Here is a 15,021-nt window from a genome sequence, read left to right on the forward strand (position 1 = left end):
ATAATAGGTGTTGCCCATCAAAATCAGAAATGTCCAATATCTCCCGAGCCGGATCCGTCCAGATCATTTCGGGAGATTGTATGCTTTCATTCCATATGAACAACTGCCCCGAAAATGTCCCGATCCATATATTTCCGTTAAGGTCTTCATGAAGGCTGTTTGCTGCATTGATACCTTTTATCGGGATAAATTCATTTTTCAGAGGATCCAAAAGTTCCGGGACTGATGTTTCGGGAATGATCCAAATCCTGTTTTTGCTATCAGCGAACACCTTGCCCAATTGCAAATGTGATTCCTGAGTTATATCTGCAAATTTTTTATTGAATACCTTAAATTCTCTGCCGTCAAACCTGTTCAACCCCTCCTGGGTAGCGATCCACAAAAAACCATCTGAATCCTGCGTGACGGAGACAACGGAATTTTGGGATAGCCCATCATTGACGGATAGCTGTCGAAAGGAAAGTTCTGTTTGGCCAAATATCGGAATTACCAAAATCAGGATCATGGCAATTAAACTTACAGCCTTTTTGATTTTGGAAAAGTTTTTCATTTGAAAGAATATCAGCTTATAAATTGCAAATAATCTTATGACAGGTTTCTGTTAGTATTTAATTGTTCATAACAGGTTGCGTTTTATCTATAATCAGTCATTTTTTTTCAATTCTAAATTCATGAGACTTCTTCTGGGATTCATGCCATGACTCAAAGTCATGGCATGAATTAACCGTGCAAAGTACTTAAAACAAATTCATGGCATGAATCAAATGCGACCTGAAGCCCGGTCTTAAATGGCTTTTTCTAAGGTTGGCAAAAGACACAAAAAGAAATAAATATTTGATTTGCCATGATTTTCATAATTTAGGCTAAATATCAAGCAACTTTTGAAAACCTATCTCTTCTTTTCCTGGGCATGATAAGAGCAATAATAATTGATGATGAACCAAAATCCATCCAATCCCTGGAATGGGATTTGAATTTTTTTTCGGATCAGATTCATATAGTCGGCACCTTTGTCAATGTAATTGATGCCATCAGAAAAATTGAAGTACTTCAACCTGATGTGGTATTTTTGGATATTGAAATGCCGGAAATGGATGGATTTCAATTTTTGGAGTATTTCAAGGACAGAAAATTCGAGGTGGTATTTGTGACCGCCTATGCGGAACATGCCATCCAGGCCATCAAAGAAAGGGCACTTGATTACTTATTGAAACCCATTGAAAAGGAGGATTTGTCTTTGGCGGTTCAAAAAATAAGTCAAAACAAGAAGAAAAGGGATTTGGCAGAAGTGTTCCAAGATGAAAAATTGGTTTTTCAGGGAACTAAGTTAAAAATCAATTCAGATGATAAAATGGTGTTCCTTGATCCTGCTGATATTGTTTATTGTGAAAGTGATGGCAGTTATTCAAGGATCATTACCGAAAACAATGATGAGGTATATATTTCCAAAAAATTGAAGTACCTTGAGGAGATGCTTCCCACCGAACTGTTTTACCGAATCCATAACAGCTACCTGATCAACCTTCAAAAGGTAAATTTATTTGAAAAAGGCACCTCAAAAGTAGTCTTGGTGTCAGGGATTTCACTGCCGGTTTCCAGATCAAAAAAATCAGGATTTCTAAGCCGGTTTTAAAGAATTGAAATGATAGACAGTTGCAATACAGGATCTTGGATGACGGTTCTTGAAAACAGTAATTTCAACGGATTGGGTTGGGCTGTTACGAGTATCCTTTTTTATCTGTCGATATATCATTTTTTTTTGTACATCAAAAACAAAGAGAGGTTTTATCTTTTTTATAGTATCTATGCTTTAATCAATGCAATAAATCTTCTCAAAAGGGTAAAAGGGGTATTTACCGAAGATTTATATATTGCTTGGCCGGAGTTGTTTATCCATGCCAATTTCCCCATTCAGTTTGCAAGTTATTTGGTGTTTTCATTTTTCATCATGGAAATCCTGAATTTCCAAAAACACTACCCAAAGTTCAAAGTGTTTTTTACAAGGTATGCCATTGTCATTAGCTTGATTTTTGGCGTCCTGGTTGCAGGCAGGTATTTATGGGATGGCTATGATATGATGAGGAATTTTTATACCAGTATCTTTATGCCCATTACCCTATTGTTTACTTTTTTCGGCATTTATTTGGTAGTAAAAATTCCCGAAAAGGTAAAATATTATATCCTGTCCGGGTTTTTGATTCTGGCGGTGTTTTCCTCCTTATTGGCTTTCCTGACCTTTGGCAAGGATGTGAGTTATACCAACAAATATTTCTACCTGTTTTATATCCCGGTCCTGATAGAGAATTTTCTTTACACTTTTTCCTTGGCCATCAAACAAAGAGAAGTTTACGATGAGAAAATCTCCATTCAGAAAGATCTCATGGACCAAGAACAGGTGAATGAAATTCTCAGAAATCAGCTCAATGAAAAATTGAAGGAGGAGTTGGTTCTTAAGGAAGAGAAAATCGGTTCACTCGAGGCAGATGCCAAAGAACAACGGATGGCCAAATTAAAGGCCGACTATGAAAAGGAAATCACCCTACTACACCTTCAGTCTCTTAGAAATCAGATGAATCCGCACTTTATTTTCAATGCGCTCAATTCCATTAAAGTTTATCTGATTGAAAATGACAAGGAAAACGCAGTCACTTATCTCAATAAATTTGCAAAATTGATCCGTATGGTCCTCGAAAGCTCAAGGATGTTCAGCATACCATTGGGAGAGGAGCTTGATATTGCCAGGTTGTATGTCAGTCTTGAGTCCATCAGGTTTGAAAAAGAAATCAATTTTGAACTTATTGTCGGGGAGGATGTGGATTTGGTCAATAGTAAAGTCCCCCCTTTGATCCTGCAGCCTTTCCTTGAAAATGCAATTTGGCATGGTCTTACAGCTAAGAAGGGTGATAAAAGCATTGTGTTGCAGGTTTTGTGGGTAGGGGATAACTTAAGGGTCTCTATCAGGGACAATGGGATCGGTAGAAAAAAATCAGGGGAGTTGATGGTAAATAAATCCATAAAAAAACAATCTCTCGGCATCAAACTGAATTCAGAGCGTCTCCGGTATTTCAACGAAATTGAAAATGTCGGATATTATTTTGAATTTATTGACCATCCTGCCCAATCCGGTCAAGAAGGTACTGAAGTAGTGCTATACTTGGATCAAAGGGGTTCTGAAAAATTATTTGGCTAGAACTTACTTTTGGGAAACCATATACTTTTCTTTTTGAAATACCAAAATTGATTTCCAAATCCTCTGAAATGTTACAATATTCTTATCATGTGGTACAATGGAGATATCATGTTGGTTTTTGCAATTCTATATTTGTCATCATTTTTATTAAACCCAGCAATAATGATAATCGAGAAACCAAAAAAAAGAATTTACAGGATTCTAGTCATCATCCCCTTACTCTTCTTTGTGGGGATTTCTTGTCAAAAAAGAGATTCTTCTGAAAAGGTAGCCGCAGAAAAATCCCTTGACTTTCCACTAAAGTCAATACAGGATTTGGCAATTACCATTCCTGTCACAAGAGAACAACTGAAAAATTGGATTCCGAATCAAATCGGAGAATTCACTGTCATAAGGACGGTCATTGGATACAAAGAGTCGGCAGATATGAGTGCTATCAAAGCCACCTATGGCCATGGGTCAGATCCGTCAAAGCAAGTCGTATTGGAGATTCTTGATGGAGCGGGTCCGGTAGCCTCAGTACTTTTGTCTGGCAGTATTCAAAAATTGAACCTTGATTTTGAAGAATTGAAACCTGATGGCTATTCAAAAATCCATGAAAGAAATGGCTATAGGGTATGGGAAGTCGAAAATACACAGGATGAGCTTGCAGAACTTGAGTTTATAGATGCGGGTAGATTCCTTGTTACATTAAAAGGCCACCATCTCCGAAATGATGAATTGTGGACTTTGGTGGATTATCTTGATTTCAAAACCCTAAAGTAATTGGCTTTTTTATTTTCTTCATCCTTGCCATAGACAGTATCCGCTCCTTTCGGCACGCAAGTCTCGTCTCTCGCTTCTCCTTTCTCTCTTTTTTACAGATTTTCCCACAATGTTACATCAGTGTTATCTTTTGATACAATTTTGATATAGTAAGGCGTGGGAATGAAATAAATTTGACCATTCTAATCTTTTAAATTTTTTTCCAATAATCAATGTAAAATATGAAGGCTTTATTATCAGTATGTTTTATGTGCTGTTTCTTCTGGGCCAATGCCCAAGAAATCACAGGAAAGGTCAAAAACCATGGAAAGTCCGAAATGGACTTGGTTCTGATGCTATTTGGGATGGATTATCCTATTTCAATTGGCAAGGTTGATAAAAAGGGGCAGTTTACTGCAAACCTTGAGAATATCAGCTTGAATAATATCCCTAAAGAGAATTTGTCCATGTCAATGGGAGATCTGTATTTTAATTTCTACTTCAATTGTAACGAAAGCGGAGCTTTTGGAGAAAATTCCGACAAACCGGCCGCAAGGCAGGATTTTGTAAGATTGACCAAGAATGGAGATTGGGCAGGAACGGTGTTTTTGGTATCTGATGAAGCACTTAGGCCTTGGATAGAGGATTCAGGGTACAACAATGCTGTAGAGGGCTCATTTTATGAAGTGATGTATGTAGAAGAGGACTTAAGTTTGAACATGACCTGCAACAGCAGTGTCTATGCAGCCGAAAATGAAGAGGTAGAAACTGAATACAGTTTTGATATTCAATTGAAAAAGGGCTTCAATTGGGTAGAATACACCATTAATGAAGTGTATGAAACAGACCCGGATATCAGGGCGTCTTTTCCTTCCAAAGTAACCATTAGCAATGTCAAAGACCCATCTAGAATGCTTTGGGTAGGCACGTATTACTAATTTATTAAAATGTTACAATTATGAAAAAGTTATTAAACATCAACTGGGCGCTACTTGCTGTGATGGTATTCTTTGCAAGTTCAGGTTGCGAAAGCCAAGATGAAGACATGAATCCTGATGATAACAAGTCGGGATATTTTCTAAAAGCAAAAGTAGATGGAAAACTAGTTGAGTTTAAAACCGAAACCCTGTTGAGTGCTGATATGGGATCTATTGAGATTGGATCTACCATACCAAAGATCTATAATCTGTCTTTGTCGGGTGCAAGGCAAGTAAGCGGAGAATCTACTTTAGAGGAAGTTATTACAATTGTAATAACCGAAACAACCCCCATTACCCCAAAAAGTTATACTGGACTTGTACCGTTTGAGTATGGTTTAAAAGGGGTCCTTCTTGGGTATTCCTTGGAAGCGGAAGAAAAAGCTTATGTTACTGATGTCAATGATCCAAACGTAAATCTTGAAATTACCGAGATGAAGCAAAATTCTATTAAAGGTAAGTTCAACGGCGTGGTCATAGATTTTCTCAGTGGTGAGTCCAAAACCATAACGGAAGGAGAGTTTTTTTTAATTTTTAAACCTGGGGAGGATCTTAATTCGTGATCATAATTAAACCAAGAGGTGATGTGGTTTCTTGCGCCATCAGATTTTAATTTGAAGTGACTTTACGGAATTTGATAATCTGATAGTTTTACATAGAGATTTTGAAAACTATTTATTTACTACTCTACGTTTTGATTTCAAACGTTCCAAGGGGAAATCAAAAACATAACTGTAAGTAGAGTTTTTTTTACCGAGACGGAATTGATTTTTGAGGGTAACTATTTAATTGAAACTTAAACACTGATTCCTAACCTGTCCACTTAACTTGGACAGGTTTTTTTATTATGTTACATCAGTAGGATTTTTTGGTACAATTCTTTTATCTCAAATGGTTCATTGAATATATACCACAACTCGGTAATAAACACATCCACAGGAGAAGCGATTCAGTATAACGGCCTGGCTTCTTCCGGTTTCCGGATCAAGAACAATATTTTTAAGGCCAATACGGGTCAGTCAGTCTATGTGTCAAACAGTTCGGGTCTGGTGGAAATGGACTTCAACGATCTGGCCACCTCAGGTACCTATGTGGGACGCTGGGGAAGCGGTTATGCAGGTGATCTATCAGATTGGCAGTCTCTTTCCTCAATGGATGCAAACTCGCTAAGTTTTGATCCTCAGTTTGCGAGTGATACAGATCTGACGGCAAGTTCCCCGGCCTTGGCGAATGCGGGAACGCCGCTTGCTGAAGTAGCTGCGGATATCAACGGGGTAGCCAGAAAGGCGACCCCGAGTATGGGAGCAAATGAATACGATTCAGAAGGTCTGAGTCCACTTTCGGGAATCTATACCATCGATCCTGCGGGCACGGGAGATAGAAACTTCACCACCATACAGTCCACGGTGGATGCGATGATCCTGAACGGGGTTGACGGACCGGTGGTATTTGAGATTGCTTCGGGAATTTACGAGGAGCAGGTGCTGATTAATGACATTGCAGGTGGCTCATCAACCAATACGGTGACCTATGTACCGGCCTCAGGCAATCTTGGGGATGTGACGGTCCAATTCAGTTCCACTGTATCAGCGGACAATTACGTGATCAGACTCGACAATGCGAGTGATATAATTTTCAGGAATCTGATCATAGAGGCTACCAATGCCTCTTTTGCCAGAACCATCTGGACGGTGAACAGACTGGACAATCTTCTGATAGAAGGCTGCAGGATAGAGAGTCCCGATACAGGCAGTACGAATGGAGAGTTGGGTAACGTCCGTTTGGATCCTTCTATCTCCACTAATGTAAGGTTCATCAACAATCAGATCATAGGAGGTAGGAAGGGAGTTTTTTACCGTGGCGGCAGTGCGACTTCCTTCCGGGCACCTGGCTTTGAGTTCCGTGGCAATGAAATCACGGGACCATTCCAATACGGGATTTACCTTGAAAGATTGACTGCCGCGATAATCGAGGACAACAGCGTCACCCTGCATTCGGCATCATGGAGTTCTTCTTATACCATGGATCTTAGAAATGTGGATGGAGCTACCCGGGTGGTCGGCAACAGACTTTTCGGAGGCCGTCAGTACGGTTTGAACATGCAGTTCTGCAATGCTGTGGAAGGCTCCCCGGCATTGGTAGCCAACAACATGATCGGAAGCAGCAGCAACGGTCAGACTGTGTTTCTATATTACAGCACGCATGTGAATTTTTACCACAACTCGGTAATAAACACATCCACAGGAGAAGCGATTCAGTATAACGGCCTGGCTTCTTCCGGTTTCCGGATCAAGAACAATATTTTTAAGGCCAATACAGGGCAGGCTGTCTATGTACCTAACAGTACGGGTTTGGTGGAAATGGACTTCAACGACTTGTTTACTTCTGGGACTAGTTTAGGTAGATGGAGTAATACTTATGCCCCCGATCTCCCTACTTGGCAATCCCTATCATCGCGAGATGCAAATTCATTAAATGAAGATCCACTTTATATTTCCGATACTGATCTTACCCCTCAAAATCCTGTTTTAACAGAAGCAGGAACGGATTTGACAAATTTCGTTTCAACCGATATCGATGGTAATCCAAGGACAATTCCAGTAAGTATTGGAGCTGTGGAGTTTGCTCAAGCAGGAGATCCATTGATTGGAGAATATACCATTGATCCAGCTGGAACAGGGGATCGAAATTTTATATCCTTTGCTGCTGCTGCAGAAGCATTAAGAATCAGTGGTATAGCAGGAAAAGTAGACTTTTTGGTCGCCGATGGAACCTATGAGGAGCAATTGAATTTCGGAACTGTGCCGGGAGCATCCTCGTCATTCAGCATCAATTTCAGTTCGGCTAGCACAAATCCATTAAGTGTTATAATTGTCCATTCGGATTCTTACACCATGAGGCTGGACAATGCAGAGCATCACAGCTTCTCCAACATGACATTTAAGACTTTGGGTTCTGGTCAAGTCATTCAAGTGCGCAACCGAGGGGTCAACCTGCTTTTTGAAAATAATATTATAGAAAGTCCTGCTACTACAAATACCTCTAATGTGAGAGGTGGAATTGATGTTACGGGATCATTTACCGAAAATATAAGAATCCTCAACAATAAAATATCCGGGGGTGCGAACGGGATTTATGTCAAAGGTGCTAGCTCTGCCTCCCGGGCAGGTCAGGTTATTGTTTCTGAAAATGAAGTAAATGATGTTTACTTCAGATCTATTTACCTCAATTATACAAATGCACCGCAGGTAATTGGAAACATAATTAGGACCTCTTCCACAGCACATCAAATTAGTTTACTACTTGAGAATATTGAAGGAGGTTTATTGGTTAAAAACAACAGGGTAACCAGTGTGGACGGAAATGCCCTTCGAGTAGTTAATGCTTCTGGAAATTCCAGTACACCTAATTTGGTTTATAATAACTTCCTTCAAGGGGAAGGCAACAACAGAACGGTTTATCTTTCCAATACCAACTATTTATTATTTTATCACAATTCCATTTGGAATCAGGGTAATGGCGCTTCTATGGAGTATGCTAATTACGGAGGAAATAATGAATTGGTCAATTCTATTTTCCAGGCTACAAATGGTTATGCCCTTCGGATTGCTACGACAGGAGCTTTCTCAAATATAGATTACAACAATCTATTTACTTCGGGAACAAATCTTGGGCGATGGGGCAGTACAGATGCAGTTGATTTGGGTGCCTGGAGAGCTGCCTCAGGTTATGATGCCAACTCCTTGACAATTAATTCTCAATTTGTTTCAAGCGAAGACTTGACTCCACAAGAGGAGGCACTCGCTGTCAATGGAACTGATTTGACAGCAATAGTTTCAGATGATATCAACGGCGTTCCCCGATTTGATCCGGTAAGTATTGGTGCGGTAGAATTTTTCTCAGAAAGCGGAAGAGATCTGGCTGTTGTGGAAATCCTTACTCCAAATTCAGCCTGTTTGCTCACAGACCAAGAAGCGGTCTCGGTTAGGATATCAAATGTAGGAACTTCTTTTGCAGGCAATATTATCCTTTCTTACCAAATCAATGAAGATACACCTGTAGAAGAGGCCTTGCCTTCCTCTGTAGTTTTGTCTCCTGGTCAGACATACAACTATATTTTTGAAAACCTGGCTGATTTAAGTCAAAAGGGGGAATTTACCATTAAGGTATCTATTGTGGAGTCAGATGAAAATATGACCAATAATGTTTTGAGTAAGATAATTTTTCATTATGCAGACCCTATAGTTACAATCAGTGATGATGCATCAATCTGCAAAGGACAAGGAATTAATTTAAGCGTAACAGGAGGTCAGAGCTATCTTTGGAGTACCGGAGAATCTAACTCTTCCATATATGTACAGCCTGAAGAAACTACTACCTACTCGGTTTTAATAACGGACGAAAATGGATGTTCCACAGAGGAAGCCGTCACAGTTACTGTCGGCTCTATACCTGAAATAAATTATGTAGGGGACGAGGGATATGAATCAAGTTTTGTCAGTCCTTCAGTTGGGACGAGCGCTACTGAGTTTATTTTTAGAATCAATTATGTGGAAAGATCAGGCCTACTACCTGGATCAGGCTATCCTCGCTTGACCGTCCGAAGCTTTTTAGAAACCAGGGAAATCGAAATGATTGAAGAGGATCCGATGGATCAAGATGTCAGTGATGGAAAAATATACAGAGCTGCTGTTTTAAACCTTGTAGAGGATGCAGACTGGGAATCAGAAATCAAGGTCATCCATACCGGAGGTTGTGAAACCACTACAGGGTTCTTATCTATTCCATTGGTATCTAGTGATTTACTTGATGTAGCAATCTTTGCCGGAGACATTCTCTTTAGTAATGATGAACCTGCTATTGGAGAGGAATTTACGATTACAGGGATAATCAGAAACACCTCAGATTTCCCTGCTGAAAACTTTGTAGTATCAGTATATGACGATGAGAACCTCATAGCATCTACAATTGTCGATTATGTGGCTCCTCAATCTACCAAAGAAGTAAGTTGGAATTACAGCTTCTTGGTGTCAGGCTATCATGAGATCAAAGTGGTGTTGGATGAGACCGATGTGCTGGATGAGAAAAACGAACTCAATAATTTCGCTATTCGATTCTATGCCCTTCCGGAAGGCATCAATGTATCTGCTTCACTTAATAAATCTGTAATTATTCCAAGTGAGACGTTTACGCTTTCTGGTGTAGCGAATTATTATGGATTGGATCTCGCTGTGACTCCAAAAGTATCAGGTGCCACTGTAAGAATAAATATCAGTGACGGAAGATCATCAACGGCCTATACCAATTCCAATGGGGGATTCAGTAGATCCTTCTCCGGTCCGACAGAACTTGGGATATATACTGTATCAGGAGAGGTGGATGATGGTAGATTTATAGTGCCATTTGGCCCATTCACCATTGAAGTTGTGGAAGAGGATAATTCTGAAAAATTATTACTTCCTGATTTGGAGACTACTTTAACCCTCGACGCTAAAGAAAATAGAAACCACTATCTAAGAGGAGAATCAATAACAGGGGTGGCCAAGGTTACTAATATTGGGCAGGCTCCTGCGGAGAATTTTGTATTCAGATATGCTTCTTGCCAAGGCGTGATCGGAGAAATATTTATTCCGCTACTTCAGCCTGGTGAGTTTATTGAGTATCCATTTGTAACATCAATACTGGATGATAACTTATTAAATTCATGCAATAGTTATGATGATCATTGTGTCTTTTCAGCAAGAGCCGACCATTTGAATCAACTTGCCGAAACTTCCAAATCAAATAACAATCGGAATATCAGTGTAAAAATCTTTGGGGAATTACCTGATCTGATTCCAGAAAAATTTTCTTCTATATTTTTCAATCTCGAGGATACTTTTAACATTTCTATCAAGGCAAGAAACATAGGCGGTCTTCCTACCTCTGAACCCTTTGTGATGAATGTTTACGTAGATGATGTTATTGTTGACTCCAGGACATTCTCAAATTCGATCAATGTCTGTTCAGGTATAAGTACCTACAAACTCAGTTGGTTATTTGAAACCACTAATGATAAAGAGATTCGGATCGTGGTGGATGAACCTTATGGAAGCGGAGCTATTGAGGAATATAATGAAGTCAATAATCAACTTCAGTTTACCATAAAATATAGACCCAAGAAACCAGATTTAAATACCTTAGAATACTGGCTGAGTATCGAACCCGCTCATCCAGATCCCGGTGAAAACTTTAAGATTAAAGCTCTTTATAGAAACATTGGAGCTTCAGATATTGCCGAGCCTTTCTACAATTCATTTACCATTGTAGAAAATGGAGTAGAAAATATTCTGGAGAGTCAAATCCTAGATGGAGTAGAAAAAAATCAAACCAAATCAGATAGTGTATATACCAGTATTTCTTCCTACGGAAATCATTCGCTTATATTCAGTACAGATTCAAGATTTGAAATAGACGAATCTTCCGAAAGTAATAATGTGGCTACAGTTCCACTTTGCGTGGATTTATCTCCAAATATTTTCAATTCAGGTTTTCCTATTGGAGTTTGGAGAGGAGGATTCCAGATTTATACGGAGCAATATTTGATAGCCTATATTCGAAATTATGGAATTTTCGAAGCTGAGGATGTTTCCGTAAAGTTTTATTTGGATGATGTGGAAATTGCATCAACTGTTATTTCAAAACTTCCAAGAAACACATCGGGAGCTTATGTCCGTCTTCCTTATATTTTTACTGAATCTGGCACATTTACGCTGAAAGTAGTTGTTGATGAAGAAGGCAAATTTACCGAATGCGTTGAGAACAATAACGAGGTAAGTAGATCTATTGAGATTTTAACTCCGGGGCCAGATCTCCGGGTATTGACCCAATACATTTCTCCTTCCAAACTCAACCCGGATTTGGATGAGCAAATCAATTTGTTTGTCTCATACGATAATATTGGGGTAGTTCCATCAGGGCCATTTAAGGTACGTTTGTTGATCGATGGACAACAGATCGGTGAAGATGTCGAAGTAAGTGGGGTAGCAGCTGGAGAAGATGGAACGGTAGCCATCACTGAACCCTATTCATCATCTATCGGAGGATTAAAAACCATTGAAGCGATTGTGGATGTTTTGGAGGAGCAACCAGATCCAAACCGAACCAATAATTCAGCCCTCAGAACAATTTTTGTTGGGGATGCTCCAAATCTTGCATTTACAAGTTTGGATTTCAGTAATAATTGTCCTGGAAATGGTGAGGAAGTTACGCTGTCTGCCACTATTATCAATGAGGGTGATGTAGGAACTGATGCTACCCTGACTTTCTATTACAAATCCGGTGAAACCCTGGAATTGATTTCAGAGGAACTGATCAGCGTGGATGCCAAAGGTACGCTGATAGTATCAACTCCTATCGTCCTACTGAGTAATACCTTTAGTATCTATGCCGAAATTACCGATGCCTATCCATTTGAGTATAATCTGCTGGATAATAGCATCGAGCGTGGATTCTGTACTGATGTTCTTACCCAATTTGCGCTCACAACTTCGGTTGCTGGAGAAGGTATCATTTTACGGGATCCGAATCTGAACCTCTATAACGAAGGTTCTACAGTTTCCTTGATAGCGATACCAGCAGAAGGATTCTCTTTCACACAATGGTCCGGAGATTTTTCCGGTACTGATAATCCACTGAGCTTCACCATGGACAGTGATAAAAATTTGGTGGCAGAGTTTACAGAAAACTATCGTATCAAACTTAAAGTGACCAATGAATCCTGTTTTGAAGCAGCTGATGGAAGAGTAGAGGTAGATGTTTTAGCCGGTGTAGCGCCTTATACAATTGAATGGTATAAGAACGGTGAATTGCTTCCTGAAACAGGAACCATTATAAATAATCTTTCAGCGGGATTCTATGAAGTTCGGGTGACAGATTCTGGTAACATAACGATCACCGATGACGTGGATCTCATTGTAGGTGACTTCCAATACCCTATAGTGGTTATTCCTGCTGAGATTTCAGTATTCTTAGATGAGAATGGTGATGGATTTTTGTCCATTACGGAGATCAATGACGATTCATTCGACAACTGCGGTATCAAGTCCAAATTCTTTAATGATGGCTTATCCACCATTTCATTCGATTGTACAAATGTTGGACAATCCCTTACAGTGGACTTTAAAGTAGAAGATACTAACGGAAATGTATCTGTGAAACCATTTAATGTAGTGGTTCAGGAAGAGGTAAAACCAGTGATCACAAATGTTCCAACCAATATTGAAATCAGCACTGATGCAGGAACTTGCGGAGCGGTGGTGACATGGACTGAGCCTTCAGCTGCTGACAATTGCGGAATCGAAAGCTTTACCGCTGATTATACATCGGGGGCATTCTTCCCTGTTGGAGAAACAACGGTGACCTATACCGCTACCGATATCCACGGCAATTTTGAAACAGCCAGCTTCACGGTGACGGTGAACGATACCGAAAAACCAACCATCACGAATATTCCTGCCAACATCATAGTAAACAATGATGCAGGGACCTGCGGAGCGGTGGTCACCTGGATTGAACCTACAGCAGATGACAATTGCGGAATCGAAAGCTTTACCGCTGATTTTACCTCAGGGGCAGTTTTCCCTGTTGGGGAAACAACGGTGACCTATATCGCTACCGATATCCACAACAACGTGGAAACAGACAGCTTCACGGTGACGGTGAACGATACCGAAAAGCCAACCATGACGAATATTCCTGCCAACATCATAGTAGACAATGATGCAGGGACCTGCGGAGCGGTGGTAACCTGGACTGAGCCTTCAGCTGCTGACAATTGCGGAATCGAAAGCTTTACCGCTGATTATACATCGGGGGCATTCTTCCCTGTTGGGGAAACAACGGTGACTTACACCGCTACCGATATCCATGGCAATGAGCAAACAGCGAGCTTCACGGTGACGGTGAACGATACCGAAGATCCGGTGATTACCTGTCCTGCCGATATCAGTACAACAGTTGAATTTGGAGAAACAGGAAAAATTATTATCTACGACTTGCCAATAGCATCTGACAATTGCGGAACCCCTACCTTAATCCGGGTCAGTGGACTTGCAAGCGGGGAAGTCTTCCTGTTGGGATCTACTACCGTGATCTACAGAGCCACCGATGCCGCCGGTAATACGGCTGATTGTAGCTTTACCGTAACCATCACAGAAAGTGACGACAACGAGGATCCGGTAATCATTGATTGTCCGTCCAATATTACAGTTTCCAATGATCCTGATAGCTGCGATGCCGTGGTGAATTGGACAGAGCCGACGGCTACAGATAACAGCGGTACGGTGACCCTGACCAGCAACTTTGAGCCGGGATCGGTCTTCCCTGTGGGAACAACCGAGGTGAAATATACAGCAACTGACGGGGCTGGCAATCAGTCAACCTGTACCTTCAATGTTACTGTTACCGACGAGGAGTTACCTGTAATAACTTGTCCTGCCGGTATCAATACAACTGTTGAATTCGGAGAAACCGGTAAGGTAATTACCTATGCCCTTCCAACAGCGACTGACAATTGTGGAACTCCTGCTATAGAGTTGGTCAGTGGCCCTGCAAGTGGAGAATTCTTCCCTGTAGGTCCAACCGAAGTAACCTACAAAGCGACCGATGATTCAGGAAATGTTGCAGGATGTAGCTTTACCGTAACCGTCACAGAAAGTGATGATAATGAAGGTCCAATAATCATTGATTGCCCTTCTGATATTTCAGTGTCAAATGATCCAAGTGTATGCAGTGCAGTAGTGACTTGGACAGAGCCTACGGCTACAGATAACAGTGGTACGGTGAACATGACCAGCAATTTTGAGCCAGGATCGGTCTTCCCTGTGGGAACTACCGAGGTGAATTATACAGCTACAGACGAGGCTGGCAATCAGTCAACCTGTAGCTTCAATGTTACTGTTACCGACGAGGAGTTACCGCTAATAACGTGTCCTGCCGATATCAGTACAACAGTTGAATTTGGAGAAACAGGAAAAATTATTATCTACGACTTGCCAATGGCATCTGACAATTGCGGAACCCCTACCTTAATCCGGGTCAGTGGACTTGCAAGTGGGGAAGTCTTTCCGT

At 40.6% G+C, this 15,021-nt stretch carries 7 protein-coding genes; 6 read left to right on the forward strand and 1 reads right to left on the reverse strand.

The genetic code is table 11. From position 1 onward, the window contains the following. Positions 1 to 550 (reverse strand): two-component regulator propeller domain-containing protein (locus tag ACEW8O_RS04850; RefSeq protein ID WP_373493493.1); only part of this gene is annotated, 550 nt, incomplete at its 3' end. 360 nt (positions 551 to 910) lie between these two features. Between ACEW8O_RS04850 and ACEW8O_RS04855 the strand changes: the two genes are divergently transcribed. The 6 genes from ACEW8O_RS04855 to ACEW8O_RS04880 form a co-directional block, all read left to right on the forward strand. Beyond that, positions 911 to 1,633, forward strand: a complete 723-nt coding sequence (locus ACEW8O_RS04855; protein ID WP_373493494.1) for a LytR/AlgR family response regulator transcription factor — start codon at positions 911 to 913, stop codon at positions 1,631 to 1,633. A 9-nt stretch (positions 1,634 to 1,642) separates the two neighbouring features. Then, positions 1,643 to 3,190: a histidine kinase gene (locus ACEW8O_RS04860; RefSeq protein ID WP_373493495.1), complete on the forward strand. Its 1,548-nt coding sequence runs from the start codon at positions 1,643 to 1,645 to the stop codon at positions 3,188 to 3,190. A gap of 162 nt (positions 3,191 to 3,352) precedes the next feature. Beyond that, positions 3,353 to 3,955, forward strand: a complete 603-nt coding sequence (locus ACEW8O_RS04865) for a hypothetical protein (protein WP_373493496.1) — start codon at positions 3,353 to 3,355, stop codon at positions 3,953 to 3,955. A gap of 221 nt (positions 3,956 to 4,176) precedes the next feature. Continuing rightward, positions 4,177 to 4,872 (forward strand): hypothetical protein, encoded by a 696-nt coding sequence (locus ACEW8O_RS04870; RefSeq protein ID WP_373493497.1) that lies wholly within the window; start codon positions 4,177 to 4,179, stop codon positions 4,870 to 4,872. Positions 4,873 to 4,892: 20 nt separating this feature from the next. Further along, entirely contained in the window at positions 4,893 to 5,474 is a 582-nt protein-coding gene (locus ACEW8O_RS04875; protein WP_373493498.1) for a hypothetical protein, read from the forward strand. Positions 5,475 to 5,810: 336 nt separating this feature from the next. Beyond that, positions 5,811 to 15,021, forward strand: a 9,211-nt coding sequence (locus ACEW8O_RS04880) for an HYR domain-containing protein (protein WP_373493499.1), incomplete at its 3' end; no start/stop codon positions are given.

It is taken from the genome of Aquiflexum sp. (genome assembly GCF_041749095.1).
Taxonomy (GTDB): Bacteria; Bacteroidota; Bacteroidia; order Cytophagales; family Cyclobacteriaceae; genus Aquiflexum.